Consider the following 16,084-nt stretch of genomic DNA (forward strand, 5'->3'; position numbering starts at 1 on the left):
GCGCCGTGTGGCAACCCGTTACGACAGGTGCCCGAAGGTCTTCCTCTCAGCAATCGCCATCGCAGCTCTCGTCATCTGTTGGCTATGAGTCCTGACCCTAGGCGCCAACAGTTCGACCAACCGGTTTCCTCGAACCGGACCTTCATGCAAAGCGCAGCATTTTCAACCGCTCAAGACCCAAAGCGCGCACACAGCGGACTTCTGCCGACAGGTTACTGTCGTCTTCTGTTCACATACTGATATCATCAAGCCCGGCAAAAGGTCTGATCTGTCCGGAGGAGCAGACGCTCGCTTAAATGCCTCGAATATTGGCATCGGACCCAGGTGAAATCAAAGTGCAACCGTGCATAACACCGCGCAGTTCGGCGAGGCCGCGCATTCTGCCTATGAGCGGGTAGCCGGGCTGGGAAGGACGAGTGAGATCGTTCAGCAAAGCGTGGCCATGGTCCGGGCGCATGGGAATCTCATAATCTGATCGCCCCTGATTGCGGCGCCGCGTTTCTTCGACCATCAAGGCGCGAATTGTTGCAACCATATCTGTGTCTCCGGCCAAATGTTCGGACTCGGAAAAACTATGGCGATTGCGGTCGCTTGAACCGTCCCGCACGGTATTGCGAAGATGTACAAAGTGGATCCGATGGCCGTGCTGAGCAATGAAGGATACTGGGTCGAAGTCTTCGGCAACACCCAATGACCCGGTGCATAGCGTTGCTCCGTTTGCCGGGCTGTCAACGGCATCCAACACGGTCGCGTAATCACTTTGCGACGACATGACCCGTGGAAGCCCAAGCAGTGGAAAAGGTGGGTCATCTGGATGGCAACAGAGCCGGACGCCGAGGTCTTCGGCCGTTGGAACAACCTCGGAAAGGAAATCAACCAGGTTGGAGCGGAGGGTTTCGGGCGTCACGCCAACATATGCCTCGAGGTTTCGTTTCACGTCCTCAAGAGACCAATTGTCGTTCGCCCCCGGCAAACCAGCGACGATATTGTTCGACAGTTTCAGGCGATCTCCATCGCCCAGATCTGCAAACCGGGCCCGTGCGGCTTCTATGATCACCGCTGAATAATCTTGCTCCGCGCGTTGCCTGCATAGGATGAAACAATCGAACATGACAAAATCCAAGAGATCAAACCGCATTGCGTGCCCACCATGTGGCAGCGGATGGCTCAGGTCTGTGCGCGTCCAATCCAGCACTGGCATGAAGTTGTAGCAGACTGTGTGAATGCCACATTCGGCCAAATTACGTAGGCTTTCCTTGTACATTTCAAGGTGTTGCCTTACCGGGCCGGTTTGCGATTTGATCGCTTCGGACACCGGAACGCTTTCAACAACGTCCCAGGTCAATCCAGATGGAACGCCTCCGGGCTGCTCAATCTGTTGCTGCCGCTCTTTGATGTGCTCGACTGGCCAAACCTCTCCTGTTGGAACATGGTGCAAGGCTGAGACGATGCCGGTTGCACCGGTTTGCCTGATTTCACCAATGGAGATCGCATCAGAAGGACCAAACCAGCGCCAAGTCTGTTTCATGATCTTGCTACTCCTTGATCAAGACGTATCACTAACCCGTCTCATCCTTACCAAGATCTAAGTTAACCGGGACGAGTGCGCCTTTGTGACGGACGACATGGCCTGCCAGACGACACCCCTTGCGTATGCCTGTTGCCAAATCATCCTGCCTAACAACGCTTACCAAGACACCTGCATTGAAACTGTCCCCTGCCGCAGTGGTATCGACAATGCCCCTCGCTGGATCAACGCCTACCTCTCCACGTTGACCTGCTTTTTGAAAAACCACAGGCTGCGCGCTGTTCTTGACGACAATCTGATCGACACCAGCCTTTGCATACCGATCCAACGTCGCAATTGAATCGCCGTCCCCGAACCATACGGCTTCGTCATCATAAGATGGCAGAACGATATCGGATTGCGCAGCAGCTTTCATAACTGTGTCTGTCATTTCCTGCGGCGTAGACCAAAGCTGTGGTCTTAGATTTGTATCAAAGGCAACAGTCGTTCCGGATGCACGTGCACGACGCAACGCAATTAACAGAATTTCGCGTGATTGTGGATCGAGAATAGCGAGGGTTATTCCAGAAAAGTAGATTAAGTCTGCGCCCTTAACTGCCCGCCCGAGTGCAATCTCGTCGACCGCAAGTTGCCTGGCGGCAGAGTCGCTGCGCCAGTATGAAAAACTGCGCTCACCATTGCTGAGATGGATGAGATATAGCCCAATCGTTTTGCCCGCAATGACTTGGACGTGCGTGTCGGATATCCTGCTGTCTTTCATGAACGCCCGCAGATCCTGCGAAATCGCATCATCTCCGACAGCCGTCAGATAGTTGACGTCGATATCTGCGGCGATTTGTGCAAGATACCATGCTGTATTGAAGGTATCGCCCGCAAAACCAAGCTTGAATTCACCAACCCGTTCAGATGGGGCAAGTTCTGCCATGCATTCGCCGATTGCCAGTACACGCATATCAGTTACAGAAAATCATCGCGGCGGGGCGTGAAACTGTCGACCAATGTCCCAGGTTCCAGGCATGTGCAGCCATGGGTTTGGCCGGGCGGGATGACAAAACTTTCACCGGGGCCAAACTCTTGTTCGTGCTCACCCAACGTAAACCGAAATCGACCGCTTTCGACATAGGTCGCCTGCACATGCGGATGGCTGTGTAGGGCACCAATCGCCCCGGTCGCGTAAAACCGGAAGGCAACAACCATGAGGTCAGGATGATCAGATAGCACCTGCCGCGTGACATGTTCACCTGTAGAGACGATCGGGAAATTGGGCACAGGTTCTCTCCTTGCTTGTTAGGAAAACAGCATGCCACCGTTGAGATCAATGTTTGCGCCCGTGATGAAGGCACTGTCCTCGCAGGCCAGAAATAAAACGAGATTTGCAGCGTCATCAACATGACCCTGACGCTTTAGCGGTGCGTTGGCTTCAAAGCCGCGTCGACCAGCATCAGGTGTATGAACATTGTGAAAATCGGTATCGATCATGCCAGGACAAAGTGCATTCACACGAATGTCGGGGCCGACCTCTTTTGCCAAACCGCGTGTCATGGTCATGACCGCGCCCTTGGCTGTGGCATAGGCGACGGCACCCGGTCCACCACCATCGCGCCCGGCCTGACTGGCGAGATTGACGATAGTTCCAGACGTCATCCTGGACAGGCAAGCCTGCGTCATCAGGAATGTGCTGGTCAGATTCAGGCTCATCACGGCGTCCCAATGTTCAACAGACATTTCCGCAATGGTTTTGCGGGCGATCAGACCGCCTGCATTATTGACCAGAATATCGACGCCGCCAAAGGTTTCGACCGTGCGATACACAAGCGCGTCAACATCCGCCTTCTTGTTCAGGTCGCCCTGCACGGCAATCGCCTTACTGCCGTTGGCTTCGATTGCGGCAACAGCTTCATCCGCGCCGTTTGAGCTGGAAAAATAGTTGATCGCAACATTTGCGCCTTCAGAGGCGAGTTTGACCGCAACCGCGCGGCCAATATCACGGCCTCCTCCGGTTACAATGGCGGTTTTACCTGCAAGTTTCATGTCGGTCCTTCCTATTACAAAGCGCCAGCTTCGCTTGTGTCACGGGTTTCAGTTGGCGGCCCTCTCAGAGCGCTCACAGCGCAAGTTGAGACGCCATTATCGGAACGCCCCCGGCATAACTGCCTTTGGGAGCCACAGAATGATTTCGGGGAATGCCGCCAACAGAATGAGGATGACCAGCATTGGGGCAAGGATAAGCACGACCTCACGCAGGACTTGCACAACATTCAGGCCACCGATCGCTGCAGAGATGAGCAAACACAAGCCGTATGGCGGTGTCACCAGCCCGAAGGCAAGCGAGACAATGCCGATGATAGCGAAGGCGATCGGATCAACCCCACCCGCCTGCGCCACGGGCATCAGAACCGTGCCAAGAATGATGATTGTCGGGATTGCATCGATGAACAGGCCAAAGAGAAGAAACAGCAGGGCAATCAAGATAGCCGTTCCAAATGCCCCGAACTCCCAAGCAGTCAGAACACTGACAATCAGGCGCGGCGCATCGTAGAACGACAGTAGCCATCCGAATGCCGAGGCGGTGCCGATCGCAAACAGAGAGATGGCTGCAAATCGTGCGGTGTCATAGAGGATCGTACCCAAATCTCTGACAGTGACCGTCCGATAGACAAACATGCCCAAGATCAGCGCATAACCCGCCGCTATGATTGCACTTTCAGTTGGTGTGACAAGACCACCTACAATACCGCCAATCACAAAGACCGGTGTCAAAAGGGCCAGTGCGGCGCCTTTCCAAGCGGCCCAGAACTCACCCCAGTTCGGCGTCGCCGTCACCGGGTAATTGCGGGCTTTTGCGAAACCATAGACCGTAGCCATCAAGGCGAGGCCAATCATCAGGCCTGGAATCGCGCCGCCCAAAAACAATGCGCCGACAGAGACCTGCATGACACCGCCCCAAACGATCATCAAAATCGACGGCGGGATGATGACCCCCATCACCGAAGAGCAGGCCGTGATAGCAACGGCAAACCGCGTGTCGTACCCCTCTTTCTGCATGGCTGGGATCAGGATTTTTCCGATACCCGCAGCATCTGCTGTGGAAGATCCGGAGATACCAGCGAACAGCATCGACACAGCGACATTTACATGACCCAATCCGCCGGGCATCCAGCCGGTTAGCACACGGGCCAGTTCGATCAGCCGGTCGGTTACTTTGCCGGAATTCATCAGGTTGGCCGCCAGTAGAAAGAATGGAACGGCCAATAAGATGAAGGAGTTATAGGATTGGAACATCCGATCCAGCACGATGAACGGGGTCAGCCGCAGCTCAAGCAACACAACCGGGAGGGTCGCCAAACCCAATGCGAATGCCACTGGGATGCGGATGAAAATCAGCACCAGAAAGCCAGCAATAAGCATCGTGGCGGCAGTTGCAGTATCGAGGATCATGTCTGGCTGCTCTCTCGGTTTAGATATTTCGCGATGGTTTCGGACAACCGGTAGCCTGACAGGAGAAACCAAAACCCTCCAGCAATCGGGACCGATACGTGCGTGATCGCGAGGTTTGCACGCATCATTACAGATCGTTGGTTGCCCCCAAATTCGGTGTACTCGATGCCGTAAAATAGGAAGAAGCCCCCAAAAATCATGATGGCAACATGCACAACACCGTCTTGGAGGAGCCGCGGGAGTGAGCCAGTCGCATCCCGGGTGATCCGCACGTCAAAATGCGTGCCGTCCCAAACAGCGACAATAGACCCGATCATCACAATCCAGACGAACAGGAACGTCGCCAGCTCTTCAGTCCAAAGATAAGTTGGGATCAAACCGGTGTAGCGAGAGACAACTTGCATCGCGACCGGTATCGCCAATGCCCCCATCATCACGCCAAGCAATATACGAAGCCCAGTGCAGAACCTATCCAGATATTTTCCAAGCATGTTCCACCCTACATCGCAATGTGACGCGCCAAGCGCATCGGGATTTATGCCAACGGGCGAGTTTGATTACTTACTCGCCCGTCAGCTGGGAGATCACATTCCGCGAACGTTGTTGAGCAGTTCTGTCGCGCCCAGCTCTTCGGCATAGGCGTCCTGCACTGGCTGAACCAGTTCCAGCATTTTCTCGCGACCCTCGAACTCATGCACTTCGATCTGACCTGCGTCGATCATTGCCTGAAGTTTTTCGCCGTCCTGACCGCTCTCCAACGCGCGGCCAAAAGCACCGGCCTCGGTGCCGGCATCCATGATAGCGGCTTGCAACTCAGCAGGCAGTTCATCGAAGATTTTTGCTGACATCACAATTGGGCGCACAGTGATCGTGTGCTGGGTCAATGAGACATGCGGCGCGACTTCGTAGAACTTCAGGTTCTGGATCGAGGCTGCTTCGTTTTCGAACCCGGCAATAACGCCTGTTTGGATTGCGTTATAGACTTCGTTGTAGGCAATGGCAGATGGTGCCGCGCCAACAGCTGAGAAAGTCTGCGCCTGAATTGGGGCCCCCATGACGCGCATGCGGTGTCCGGCAAGTTCATCCATGTTTGTGATGGGCTCGGCTGAGGCCAGGTTCCGCACACCGCCGCCATGATACCCAACAATCACAATGCCAGCGGCTTCGCGCAGATCATCCTCAAGAGGTTTCAGCGCATCCGATGAAAGCACCGCATCCCAGTGTTCAAGATCACGGAACAGGAAAGGCATATCCATCAAAGGAATGGACTCTGAAAACACCGCCATGTTGGACGGGGCAAGGATCGTATAATCTACGGCGACACCTTGGTTGAGGTAGGTGACGTAATCGGATTCAACCCCAAGCTCACCGTTCAGGCGCAGATCAAATTCGACCTCGCCATCATATTTCTCTGCGACCAGTCGTTCAAACTCGCGCAAGGTCTTAGTGAATGCATGTTCTTCATCAAACATGCTTGCCCCGCGCAGTGTGACATCAGCTTGCGCGGTCGAAACCCCTCCCAACAAAACAGCCGTCACAGCCAACGTCTTTAGTGAAAAATTGAACATTCTATCCTCCCAGATCAGGTTCAGGTCTTGTTTTCTTCCAGTCGTCTTTGACCGGCGATCGTGTTCGAAACCTTACAAGTGGTCACGCCAGATCAGCCTTCACCCCAATTTGGATGATCTGATTTCCTCCCAGCTAGCACACTTGCTCCGCCCTCGTTGATGGGCACACCCAACACGATAACTGGGATACTAGTCAACATAAATTTTCTAGATGCTCTTTCGATATGTGATATTTTCCTTTTATAACAATGAATATAATGTAACCTAGTATCCTAATTTGCTCTATTAATTCTCTCTCTGATCTGCCACAATGTCGCCAAACAGAGGTTGGAAAACAAAAAATGGCAGCTTTGGGAACCCTTGAACGTACGACAAGTAGCGATGTCGTCTTTGACGAACTGTTTGGACAAATCACCCGTCTGGAGCTGCTTCCAGGGACAAAGATATCCGAAACGGATGTTGCGAAATCATTCGGGTTTTCACGCCAGCCTGTGCGCGAGGCTTTCACGCGACTTTCCAACCTCAATCTCCTTTTGGTGCGGCCACAACGCGCGACAGTTGTTCGACCGTTCTCACGCCAGCTCATCGCGAATGCCCGCTTTGTGCGTGCCGCAGTCGAATTGGAGGTCATCCGCACTGCCGTGTCAGATCGCGACAAGTCGGTAGACGCGGCATTAAAAGCTAACCTTCGTGAACAGGCGGATGCAATCTCAGCAGAAGATGTCAATTTGTTCCATGATCTGGACTACCAGTTTCACAAACTGCTTTGCGCCTCGGCCAAACAGGCGTTTGCGTTTGAAATCATCGCCGAAAACAAAGCACAGGTTGACCGCCTTTGCATGCTGGCGTTAACCAGCAAAGAAGCAATGGATGATTTGTATCTGGATCATCAATCTCTTTTAAAGGCCCTGTTCAGCGGGGATGCGTGGGCGGCGGATCAAGTTCTTCGTACGCATCTTGACCGTTTGACGCCAACCATTCAGGCAATCTACACAACGCATAACGCATACTTTGATGAATAGGTAGCTAGATATCGGATGGCTTTTCGCCTCATCGCCCTAGTCTAAATTCATACATATTAGGTCGTGTTGACAAAAGGGATTCACAACGACCTCTGATCGTTATTCAAGCCGGTATCTGCGATGGAGGCCAGCTTGGCACGAAATCTAATGCCGGACGAGGAGTGGGCGTTCTTTGAACGGTTCATCCTTTCGGTCCGTGCCCCGAATGGGCGCAGACCTACCAATCACCGCCTTGTTCTTGATGGCGTTTTCTGGATTGCACGTACTGGTGCCCCATGGCGAGACTTGCCTGACGAGTTTGGGAAGTGGTCGAGTGTCTACCGACAGTTCCGACGCTGGACCCTCACGGGACTCTGGGAAAAGATTTTGGAAACCTTGACCGAGAGCAGGATCGTTCCTGACGCTCTTCAAATGGTCGACAGTACAGTGGTTCGTGCCCATCATCAAGCAGCGGGCGCAAAAGGGGGACTCCGCAACAAGGTTTTGGCCGCTCAAAAGGCGGCTTCACAACCAAGATCCACCTCCGGGTAAATGCCGCTGGGCTGCCGATGAGAATTGACATCACACCCGGCCAGACATCGGACTATCTTGGATTTGATCGGGTTATGGACGACAACCTGCCGGAGCCAGTCGTGCTGCTGGCCGACAAACGTTACGATGCCGACCGTATTCGCACCGAACTGCACAGCCGAAGCATTCGACCGGTGATCCCAATGCGAAAGTCCCGAAAGAGGCGCGTTGGGTTGGATTGGCCTCTCTACCGGCTAAGAAACCTGGTCGAGAGATGTTTCAACAAACTTATGAATGCTCGGCGGGTGGCTACCCGCTAAGATAAGACAGCCGAAAGCTTTCTCGGCTGCGTGGATATCACTTCAATCCGCCTCTGGATCCGCTATTTGTCAACATGACCTAGCAGTCGATAACAACTGCATTGTTGCGCATTGCGATGCCGGTGGAGCAGGAGCCATCCACCTCATCTCCTCCGACGGGCCTCGCTGCAGCATCGCTAATCCTCGGGCAATGGTAGCAACGGGCCGTCCACAATCTGTGTAGGGCAGGCGGACAACCGATGCCGTATCGCATCTGAGGTCCGTTCATGGCCCAAAACGACCAATGCTGCAGAGCGCAGCAATGTCTGTTTTTGAACGTGCTCAAGTCCTAACGGACAAAAGCCAGTGTCAGGACGAAGGGTTGCGCATTGGTTTATTGAACCAATCGCTTGGACAAAATCTGGACTGCCGCTTCAAACCTTTGCGGGTCCTGTGCCACTCGGGCTGCCAGTTGTGCGCCCTCGAGCAAAGGCAGTGTTGCGGCGGCTTCTGCTGCCGGATCGGCAACATGTAGGATCGTTCCATCGCCCTGACCCAGTGAAAATGCCCTCGCAAGCCATTCGGTCATCATTGTGCGAAAACGGTTCATCTCGGCAATCGTGTCTGCTGATAGATTTTCTGTACTGGTCGAAAAAGACACGCACAGGCACAAGCTTTGACCACCTTCAAGTGCGCCACGATACCGCTTGATCAAAGCGGCCAAGCGCGTCGCCCCTGTTGGATGGTCTTGATCAATCTCGCCACAGGCGGTTTCCAAATCTGAATAATACCGCTGCATCAGCGCGACGGCCAAAGCTGCCTTGCTGGCGAAATGATGGTGAATGCTGGCCTTTGTGATTCCGACGTCGGCGGCCAGGTCGGCATAGCTGAACCCATCAAAGCCACGCCTGCGCGCGGCCCGTTCAGCCGAATTGAGCAGAGTTGTCTTGGTGTCGGTCGCCATGTGTTATCCAAGATTTTGGTCGTTTAGGCTGTGTAGGACATTCTCTGCCGCTTCCAAAGCACCTTCGATATAGCCGCCGAAAACCGGGGCGACCTCTGTTCCTGCGAAATGCAGCTTTCCGTTCCACAGATTGCTCATCGCCTTCGGTAGACCGTATGTCGGATGGGCATATAGCGGTGCCTTATCCGCCTCAGTTGCAGTGTAGGGATCAATGGCCCAGTCTTTCAAGTAGAGCTTTTGGGGCTCGGCGGCTTCAGGCCCGAACAACCGTGTTAATTGAGCGTGCAGGTGCTGACGCAGCAGTTGTTCGTCCGCGCGACCTTGGGGCGGTACACCGATGAAGCCAAAGAGCGCGTATGGTCCGCCCTCAGGGGGGGATGCATCATGGATTTCGACCATCGGTCCTTTCCGGCTCATTGCATCACCGGACAGTCCTTGTTTGCGCCAGAATGGTTTGTCGTACACCGCAACAGCCTTGGCCTGACCTGCCATCCATGTCGCGATGCCTTTCATGGTTTGGGTGGCTTCGGCAGACAATGCGGGCGAAAATGCGATTTCGGCCGCAACACGTGGGGGCACAGCGAGGACAGCTTGATCCGTGTAGATCTGTTCGCCCTTTGCCGTTGTTGCAATGAATTGATCGCCGGACATGTCAAGTTTAACAACCGGCGCGTTTAGCTGTTTGCGATGATCCGGCAGGCAGTTGGCCAATGCGTCTGTCAGAGCAGCCAACCCTCCCTTTAGCCGCCATGACCCTTCCATTGATGAAAAACCCTGCCCGCGTTGCACGTTGCCATGTTCATCCTCAAAGGTCTGAGCGCCATCGGCGAATTGGTCGAACTTTGTCAGACCAAACCGATCAATCAGAGCTGCAATACGTGGCTGGCCCGGCCAGAACCAGGCAGGCCCCATGTCAAAGTAGCCTGCCTCCAGATGCTGCGTCATGATTCGCCCGCCAAACCGCGGGCGGGCCTCAATCAGCATATAGTCGCGCCCTTGCGCCTCAAGACGTTCGGCTAAGACAAGTCCTGACAACCCGCCGCCGACAATCAGCGTTTGCATGCGCTAGAACCCTTCGGATGCCGGGCGCAGATCTAGCTCGTGCGTCCATGTGGATTTGGGTTGGCGGGCGAGGCTACAGTAGGCCTCTGCGATGTCCTCGGGCTTCATCATCTTGCCCGGATCAAGGTTGTGCAGGTCCCGAGATCGCGCTGTATCAATGATACCGTCCAGAATCGCGTGGCAGACATGAACACCTGCTGGTTGATACTCCCGTGCAAGCGATTGCGTCAGGCCGCGCAAGGCGAATTTTGCGCTGGCAAAGGCCGAGAATCTTGTACCACCCCGCAAGGACGCTGTGGCGCCAGATACAATGAACGTACCACCGCCAGCGCGGACCATCGGTTGCAGTGTCGATTGGGCAAGCAAAATGGCAGACTGCACCATCGATCCCCACGTGCGTTGATAATCAGCAAGCCGGGTTTCTGCGAAAGGCGCGATGATCAGTTCGCTCGTGTTGTGGATCACAACCTTGGGCGGGCCATGTTCTGCGATAACCTGTGCCAGGATGCTGGGAACGGCACTCTCGTCCGTCAGGTCCATCTCAAAGAACTGGCCAATCACCGTTTCAGGTTGCGTGCGTCCCAAGCCAACGGCAGCAAAGCCATCTTTTGTGAAACGGGACAACAGGGACTGACCAAGGCCAGCCCCCGCGCCGGCCACTAGGACCAAAGGTTTTTCAACACTCATCAGACGGCAGGCGGTTTGGCGTGGGGCAAATGACCCGTCTTGATCCACAGCTTTGCCCCATCAGGGCCAGCCGTTGCAGACAGTTGATCGCCTTCCGGCAGTCGCAGCCATGCTCCCTTTTCAAGCGTATCGCTGCCTTCGGTGACGGAACCGGCAATCACCAGCATTTCGATCCCACCCACATCAGTATTTTCCAGTGTCGCGCCTGCATCAAGGTGGCTGTAGGTAACTGTTTCACGCGCATCACGGTGTAGTTCAGCCGTTGCGACACCATCCACAGGATCGGTCAGTTCTTCGGCCATGGTTTTGCGAAACTGATTGCGGTCGGCCATGTCGAACTGCCACAGCTTTACAAAGATCGTGCAGCCCGGCTCTGACCCCGGCGTATGTGCAGTGGTGGGAGGATTGCGCACATATGTCCCTTCGGGGAAGTCGCCATGTTCGTCCTGAAATACACCATCAAGCACGATGAATTCTTCGCCACCTGTATGGGTGTGTTCCGAAAATTTGCTGCCCGGCGCATAGCGCACAATCGTCGTGGCACGGGCAACTTCGCCGCCGATGCGGTCCAACATACGCCGATCCACACCGGGCATAGGCGAAGCGTTCCACTCAAGCTGTTCAGAATGAACAACCACGCGTGTTTTAAAGTCTGCGTTCAGTTCCATGTTTTTCCTTTCGGCTTGAGTGGTATCGCGTCCTTAACCTGCGATGCTGGGCCGTGCCGAGACCTTTGCACGCCATGCCGTCAGATTGGAGAGTGTCTCTGGAATGTCGACCTTGGCAAAGTCCGCAAAGGCAAGACCGGCAAACGCTGTGATATCAGCAACCGAAAACTCAGAACCAGCCAGATATTCATTGTCAGCCAGAACTTCATCCAAGTAAGCCATTGTCTGACCAGCAACTTGCTTTTGCTTGTTGCCCCATTCAGCACATTGATAGGTCTCAAGGTCTGGCCCAAGACCTGGTGTGGCATGGTGAAAGTAGGTTCCCACAGCATTCAGCAGACCATTTTCTGCACGCAGGTTCATCATCGAAATTTGCGCACGTTGTTTTGGTGTCTCTCCGGTCAGCGACGGGCCTTCGAAATGGTTGTCGATATATTCTGTAATCGCATTGCACTGCGAAATATGTGTACCGTCCGCCAACTCAAGGCATGGCACAACGGCATCGGGGTTTTTGGCTTTAAAGGCCTCGGTGCGATGTTCGCCACCCAACACGTCAACCGGAACGAATTGGACCTGGTCTGTTGCGCCTTTTTCAGCAAGCGCAATGCGCACACGTGCGGGGTTTGGGAATCCCTCAGTATCATAGATTTTCATGTCGTCACTCCTTGTGAACTGACATCTATCTACTAGTAGGTAGGTATCTTGGGCAAGATGTATTTTGGTCGTTGCGATAACAAGGTTGTTACGATGATAAGTTTAGCAGCGTCTGGATTTGATGCCAGCTTCCTTCGAAGCGGTCATTTGTGTCGTCCTAATGAATAACAATAAAGTCCCGCAAAATGATGTTGTTGCATGGATCGCCGAGCCGCGATATCGCCGCCGCTCACTCTGACGCAAGCGGCGATACATCCCTACAAATTCAACAATGCCCGTCGCAACAAGTTTCCCAAGGCTACGTATCGTGTTACGAACTGCTCGGAATACGACGAAAGTCTCCGGCGTCGAGGTGATGTGACGATCTGGGTTTCTGATGATGTTGTGAAGAACTGGGCTTCGCCACGCCGCAAGACACGCGGCGGTCAATCGCTTTATTCAGATCTGGCAATCGAGATCAGTCTCACTCTGCGGGTCGTGTTTCGACTTCCGCTCAGACAAACTCAGAGTTTCATGCGGTCGATTGCCAGGCTTATGGGCATTGACCTCGTAGTACCGGACTTCTCGACCTTGTCGCGACGCGGTAAGCGGATGAAGATTGTCCTAAACCGGCGAGACGCAAATAAGCCAATCACCCTCATTGTGGACAGCACAGGCCTGAAAGTGCGTGGCGACAAGGGCTGGCATGGAGAAAAACACGGCATCAGGAAGGCGCGCAAAACATGGCGCAAGCTCCACATCAGGCTTGGCCCGGAAACCGGTGATATCGCTGCAACGGAATTGACCACCGAACACGTGGGCAATGAAACGGCACTGCCAGATTTGCTAGCTGACATGGATGTTGATGTGAACCGCTTTCTGGCGGATGGAGCATATGACGGCCAATGTGTTGCAGACTGTCTGTTGGACAAGTTCGGATCCAGGATTGAGATCATTATACCCCCACCTAAAAACGCGGTTCGCGGCGAGAATGCACGGCGCAATCAACACATCGATACCGTCGCTGAACATGGCAGAATGAACTGGTAAAGTGAGACGGGAGACAACCAGCGATCACGGGTTGAAGCCTAGATCGGCAGATGGAAACAAGTTATCGGCGATCGCCTGCAAGGGTGTGATCTCGACCGGCAAATAGCTGAAGCGAAAATTGCATCAAAAGCGCTCAACCGCATGACATCTCTCAATCGTGCGGAGTACGAACGCGTCTTCTAACGTGATGGGGTAAGGGGCAAATTCGTCTCAAACCTGATCCATGCAACACGGTCGTGGAATGCCACAACGGAAATCTGGCGCCTAGTCCAACCGCCGATACCTGGGCATCAAAAAGCTGTCAGTAGAACCCATAAAATTGTAACACCCCGCCATCAATCTTTGCCCACCGCAATAGTCCCACTTGCCTTCCCTACCAATCCACTTATGAAGTTCAATCAGTTGACCTAGGGGAAAGATTGCGATGCGCATGCGCGATACGTTCATCAAACCGATGCACCCGGAAGGTATTCGGTTTGTCGCGATCTTTGCCGCCGTTACGGTCGGTCTGTTTCTCCTGTCTAACATTCTGGGCTGGATTGGTGTCGGCCTCACGATCTGGTGCTACTATTTCTTTCGCGACCCGGAACGCGTGCCACCCACTGGAGAAGGGTTGATCGTCAGCCCAGCGGACGGGGTGGTTTCGCTGATCGAAGCGGCGGTGCCGCCGAACGAGCTTGGGATGCCTAACACGCCTCTCACCCGTGTCAGTGTGTTCATGAGTGTCTTCAACTGTCATGTGAACCGCACGCCAATTGAAGGTGAGATTACCGCTGTTGCATATCGCCCCGGCAAGTTTTTCAACGCATCTCTGGACAAGGCCAGTGCTGATAATGAGCGCAACAGCCTGCGCATTCGTATGAAAAACGGTCAGGATCTGGCTGTTGTCCAGATTGCCGGCCTCGTGGCCAGACGGATCGTCTGCTTCGTGAAGCCAGGCGCAGCGATGCAAACTGGCGAACGATTTGGATTGATCCGCTTCGGGTCTCGGCTGGATGTTTATCTTCCTGATGGCGTGGTCCTACAAGTGCGTGTAGGGCAAACGATGATTGCGGGCGAAACCGTCCTTGCCAGTTTGCCCACCCTTGAAGAAAAGTAGGTAACTGGATCAGTGGCAAAACCATCCAAACAGGAAGAGACCGAGTTTGCGCTGATCCACTTGTTGCCCAATGCGTTGACCATAACGGCCATATGCGCGGGCCTGTCGGCAATCAGATTTGGCGTTCAGGGCAATTACGTGCTCGCTGTCCAGTTGATAATTGCCGCCTGTGTGCTGGATGGGCTGGATGGCCGTATTGCGCGCCTTCTCAGCAGTGACAGCAAACTGGGGGCCGAACTGGACTCACTTGCAGATTTCTTGAACTTCGGGGTCGCCCCACCGCTCGTTCTTTATTTCTGGGCCTTACAGGATATACGCAGTGCGGCTTGGATTGCGGTTCTGTTTTTTGCGGTGTGCTGCGTCATGCGACTTGCCCGGTTCAATGTGGGCGGCAAATCCGAAACCTGCGATCAAGATGGGGCCTATTTCGAGGGAGTCCCCGCCCCTGCAGGGGCGCTGCTTGTCATGTTGCCAATGTATCTGTCCTTCGCCTTCGCCGATGCCCCTTTGCTGCCCAGTATATTGATTTGCCTTTATATGGTGATCATAGGTCTTCTGCTTATCAGCCAAATACCGACCTGGTCATTCAAGACGACGCGAATCTCGCGCGAGAACGCAAAGTTTTATCTCATCGGTGTCGCTGTTGCGGGGGCCGCATTGCTGACTTTCGCCTGGGCTACGTTGATTGTGCTTTGTTTCGGATATGTGGGCACGGTCGCCTGGGCGTGGCTCGACAGGGGAATACCTTCTAACCGTTAAGGACTCGATATGGACATCAAAGCCGTTCAAACTTCCTATGCTCGCTGGGCCCCCATCTACGACAAGACGTTTGGGGCAGTTACCAATGTCGGGCGGCAGCATGCGGTTGATTTTATCAATAGACGTCCAGGCAAAGTTTTGGAGGTTGGCGTCGGCACCGGACTTTCGCTGGAACATTACGGGCCCGAAACGCAAGTGACCGGAATCGATTTCAGTGAGGACATGCTGCAAAAGGCGCGCGACAAAGCAAAAGATCTATCGCTGGACCATGTTGTCGAGCTGAGGCAAATGGATGCCCGCACGCTTGATTTTCCCGACAACCATTTCGATACGGTTTCGGCAATGCACGTGCTATCCGTCGTACCGGAACCGGAAAGGGTAATGGCGGAAATAGCGCGGGTCTGTAAACCGGGTGGAAAAGTAGTAATTACCAACCATTTCCAACGAAAGCGGGGGTTGCTCGCATCCTTGGAACGCGCGATTGCTCCGGTCGCAAATACGATTGGCTGGCATTCTGATTTCGATATTGAAACAGTACTGCAAGAGGATGCGCTTGCCGTAGAGGAGCAAAGAACCCTTCCACCTCTGGGGATGATGACATTTTTGGTACTGAAAAAATCAGTTGTCACGTAACTGTTCAGTGAAAGAACTTGGTACGACTGCAAACAGGAAACTGAGCAACACCAGCCGCTGAGCCTCCCCAACTGAACTGGTCCCCCGTTATGTTTAGGAAACGGAGGACCTAGAATGGCAAACAAGAGACCGAAGCCGGAAGAGATTGTCTCGAAGTTACGGCA

At 54.0% G+C, this 16,084-nt stretch carries 17 protein-coding genes and 2 pseudogenes; 7 read left to right on the forward strand and 12 right to left on the reverse strand.

Features of this window, described 5'->3' with window-relative positions; genetic code table 11:
• A pseudogene (locus AC2FHW_RS19530) lies at positions 1 to 88 on the forward strand (IS5/IS1182 family transposase); the annotation flags it as partial.
• 204 nt (positions 89 to 292) lie between these two features.
• Here AC2FHW_RS19530 and uxuA read toward each other — a convergent pair.
• From uxuA to AC2FHW_RS19565, 7 genes are all read right to left on the reverse strand, one after another.
• Positions 293 to 1,528: a mannonate dehydratase gene (uxuA, locus tag AC2FHW_RS19535; RefSeq protein WP_142640364.1), complete on the reverse strand. Its 1,236-nt coding sequence runs from the start codon at positions 1,526 to 1,528 to the stop codon at positions 293 to 295.
• 31 nt (positions 1,529 to 1,559) lie between these two features.
• Positions 1,560 to 2,480: a sugar kinase gene (locus AC2FHW_RS19540; protein ID WP_281973966.1), complete on the reverse strand. Its 921-nt coding sequence runs from the start codon at positions 2,478 to 2,480 to the stop codon at positions 1,560 to 1,562.
• 5 nt (positions 2,481 to 2,485) lie between these two features.
• Positions 2,486 to 2,797, reverse strand: a complete 312-nt coding sequence (locus AC2FHW_RS19545; RefSeq protein ID WP_281973965.1) for a cupin domain-containing protein — start codon at positions 2,795 to 2,797, stop codon at positions 2,486 to 2,488.
• Between the two features lie 18 nt (positions 2,798 to 2,815).
• Positions 2,816 to 3,559 carry an SDR family NAD(P)-dependent oxidoreductase gene (locus tag AC2FHW_RS19550; protein ID WP_496822492.1) on the reverse strand — a complete coding sequence of 248 codons (744 nt, stop codon included), beginning with the start codon at positions 3,557 to 3,559 and terminating at the stop codon, positions 2,816 to 2,818.
• A gap of 96 nt (positions 3,560 to 3,655) precedes the next feature.
• A complete protein-coding gene (locus AC2FHW_RS19555; protein ID WP_271952730.1) occupies positions 3,656 to 4,966 on the reverse strand; it encodes a TRAP transporter large permease in 1,311 nt (436 codons plus the stop codon).
• Positions 4,963 to 5,457 (reverse strand): TRAP transporter small permease, encoded by a 495-nt coding sequence (locus AC2FHW_RS19560; protein WP_496701377.1) that lies wholly within the window; start codon positions 5,455 to 5,457, stop codon positions 4,963 to 4,965. Before AC2FHW_RS19560 ends, AC2FHW_RS19555 begins: the two co-directional genes overlap by 4 nt.
• Positions 5,458 to 5,550: 93 nt before the next feature.
• On the reverse strand, positions 5,551 to 6,534 hold the full coding sequence (locus AC2FHW_RS19565; RefSeq protein ID WP_496701379.1) for a TRAP transporter substrate-binding protein: 984 nt from the start codon (positions 6,532 to 6,534) through the stop codon (positions 5,551 to 5,553).
• Positions 6,535 to 6,875: 341 nt separating this feature from the next.
• On the opposite strand from AC2FHW_RS19565, the gene AC2FHW_RS19570 reads away from it, so the two are divergent.
• Together AC2FHW_RS19570 and AC2FHW_RS19575 are read left to right on the forward strand one after the other, a co-directional pair.
• Positions 6,876 to 7,556, forward strand: a complete 681-nt coding sequence (locus tag AC2FHW_RS19570) for a GntR family transcriptional regulator (RefSeq protein WP_271952726.1) — start codon at positions 6,876 to 6,878, stop codon at positions 7,554 to 7,556.
• Between the two features lie 120 nt (positions 7,557 to 7,676).
• Positions 7,677 to 8,464: pseudogene (locus AC2FHW_RS19575) on the forward strand (IS5 family transposase).
• A 295-nt stretch (positions 8,465 to 8,759) separates the two neighbouring features.
• On the opposite strand, the gene AC2FHW_RS19580 reads toward AC2FHW_RS19575, so the two are convergent.
• From AC2FHW_RS19580 to AC2FHW_RS19600, 5 genes are read right to left on the reverse strand one after another with little or no spacing between them, the layout of a single operon-like run.
• Positions 8,760 to 9,329 carry a TetR/AcrR family transcriptional regulator gene (locus AC2FHW_RS19580; protein ID WP_281973964.1) on the reverse strand — a complete coding sequence of 190 codons (570 nt, stop codon included), beginning with the start codon at positions 9,327 to 9,329 and terminating at the stop codon, positions 8,760 to 8,762.
• A 3-nt stretch (positions 9,330 to 9,332) separates the two neighbouring features.
• Positions 9,333 to 10,391, reverse strand: coding sequence for a flavin monoamine oxidase family protein (locus AC2FHW_RS19585; protein ID WP_281973963.1), 1,059 nt, complete (start codon positions 10,389 to 10,391; stop codon positions 9,333 to 9,335).
• 3 nt (positions 10,392 to 10,394) lie between these two features.
• Positions 10,395 to 11,078, reverse strand: coding sequence for an SDR family NAD(P)-dependent oxidoreductase (locus AC2FHW_RS19590; RefSeq protein ID WP_271952722.1), 684 nt, complete (start codon positions 11,076 to 11,078; stop codon positions 10,395 to 10,397).
• The gene (locus AC2FHW_RS19595; RefSeq protein WP_271952720.1) at positions 11,078 to 11,746 is read right to left on the reverse strand and encodes a cupin domain-containing protein; all 669 of its coding nucleotides are present in this window, start codon (positions 11,744 to 11,746) and stop codon (positions 11,078 to 11,080) included. Before AC2FHW_RS19595 ends, AC2FHW_RS19590 begins: the two co-directional genes overlap by 1 nt.
• Before the next feature lie 33 nt (positions 11,747 to 11,779).
• Positions 11,780 to 12,400, reverse strand: coding sequence for a glutathione S-transferase family protein (locus AC2FHW_RS19600; RefSeq protein ID WP_271952718.1), 621 nt, complete (start codon positions 12,398 to 12,400; stop codon positions 11,780 to 11,782).
• 198 nt (positions 12,401 to 12,598) lie between these two features.
• On the opposite strand from AC2FHW_RS19600, the gene AC2FHW_RS19605 reads away from it, so the two are divergent.
• The 4 genes from AC2FHW_RS19605 to AC2FHW_RS19620 all read left to right on the forward strand — a co-directional run bounded on the left by AC2FHW_RS19605 (position 12,599) and on the right by AC2FHW_RS19620 (position 15,920).
• Positions 12,599 to 13,429, forward strand: coding sequence for an IS5 family transposase (locus AC2FHW_RS19605; protein WP_271952716.1), 831 nt, complete (start codon positions 12,599 to 12,601; stop codon positions 13,427 to 13,429).
• A 424-nt stretch (positions 13,430 to 13,853) separates the two neighbouring features.
• On the forward strand, positions 13,854 to 14,528 hold the full coding sequence (locus AC2FHW_RS19610; protein ID WP_271952715.1) for a phosphatidylserine decarboxylase: 675 nt from the start codon (positions 13,854 to 13,856) through the stop codon (positions 14,526 to 14,528).
• Between the two features lie 12 nt (positions 14,529 to 14,540).
• Positions 14,541 to 15,287: a CDP-diacylglycerol--serine O-phosphatidyltransferase gene (pssA, locus tag AC2FHW_RS19615; protein ID WP_496679824.1), complete on the forward strand. Its 747-nt coding sequence runs from the start codon at positions 14,541 to 14,543 to the stop codon at positions 15,285 to 15,287.
• Positions 15,288 to 15,296: 9 nt separating this feature from the next.
• Entirely contained in the window at positions 15,297 to 15,920 is a 624-nt protein-coding gene (locus AC2FHW_RS19620) for a class I SAM-dependent methyltransferase (RefSeq protein ID WP_496679830.1), read from the forward strand.
• The last annotated feature ends 164 nt before the right edge of the window (positions 15,921 to 16,084 follow it).

Source organism: Ruegeria sp. YTSA108, assembly GCF_059610185.1.

What these genes read in the sequence shown, in the direction of transcription:
- uxuA (WP_142640364.1), bottom strand. Translation starts at nt 1,528, where the DNA reads ATGAAACAGACTTGGCGCTGGTTTGGTCCTTCTGATGCGATCTCCATT.
- AC2FHW_RS19540 (WP_281973966.1), bottom strand. Translation starts at nt 2,480, where the DNA reads ATGCGTGTACTGGCAATCGGCGAATGCATGGCAGAACTTGCCCCATCT.
- AC2FHW_RS19550 (WP_496822492.1), bottom strand. Translation starts at nt 3,559, where the DNA reads ATGAAACTTGCAGGTAAAACCGCCATTGTAACCGGAGGAGGCCGTGAT.
- AC2FHW_RS19555 (WP_271952730.1), bottom strand. Translation starts at nt 4,966, where the DNA reads ATGATCCTCGATACTGCAACTGCCGCCACGATGCTTATTGCTGGCTTT.
- AC2FHW_RS19560 (WP_496701377.1), bottom strand. Translation starts at nt 5,457, where the DNA reads ATGCTTGGAAAATATCTGGATAGGTTCTGCACTGGGCTTCGTATATTG.
- AC2FHW_RS19565 (WP_496701379.1), bottom strand. Translation starts at nt 6,534, where the DNA reads ATGTTCAATTTTTCACTAAAGACGTTGGCTGTGACGGCTGTTTTGTTG.
- AC2FHW_RS19570 (WP_271952726.1), top strand. Translation starts at nt 6,876, where the DNA reads ATGGCAGCTTTGGGAACCCTTGAACGTACGACAAGTAGCGATGTCGTC.
- AC2FHW_RS19580 (WP_281973964.1), bottom strand. Translation starts at nt 9,329, where the DNA reads ATGGCGACCGACACCAAGACAACTCTGCTCAATTCGGCTGAACGGGCC.
- AC2FHW_RS19585 (WP_281973963.1), bottom strand. Translation starts at nt 10,391, where the DNA reads ATGCAAACGCTGATTGTCGGCGGCGGGTTGTCAGGACTTGTCTTAGCC.
- AC2FHW_RS19590 (WP_271952722.1), bottom strand. Translation starts at nt 11,078, where the DNA reads ATGAGTGTTGAAAAACCTTTGGTCCTAGTGGCCGGCGCGGGGGCTGGC.
- AC2FHW_RS19595 (WP_271952720.1), bottom strand. Translation starts at nt 11,746, where the DNA reads ATGGAACTGAACGCAGACTTTAAAACACGCGTGGTTGTTCATTCTGAA.
- AC2FHW_RS19600 (WP_271952718.1), bottom strand. Translation starts at nt 12,400, where the DNA reads ATGAAAATCTATGATACTGAGGGATTCCCAAACCCCGCACGTGTGCGC.
- AC2FHW_RS19605 (WP_271952716.1), top strand. Translation starts at nt 12,599, where the DNA reads ATGGATCGCCGAGCCGCGATATCGCCGCCGCTCACTCTGACGCAAGCG.
- AC2FHW_RS19610 (WP_271952715.1), top strand. Translation starts at nt 13,854, where the DNA reads ATGCGCATGCGCGATACGTTCATCAAACCGATGCACCCGGAAGGTATT.
- AC2FHW_RS19620 (WP_496679830.1), top strand. Translation starts at nt 15,297, where the DNA reads ATGGACATCAAAGCCGTTCAAACTTCCTATGCTCGCTGGGCCCCCATC.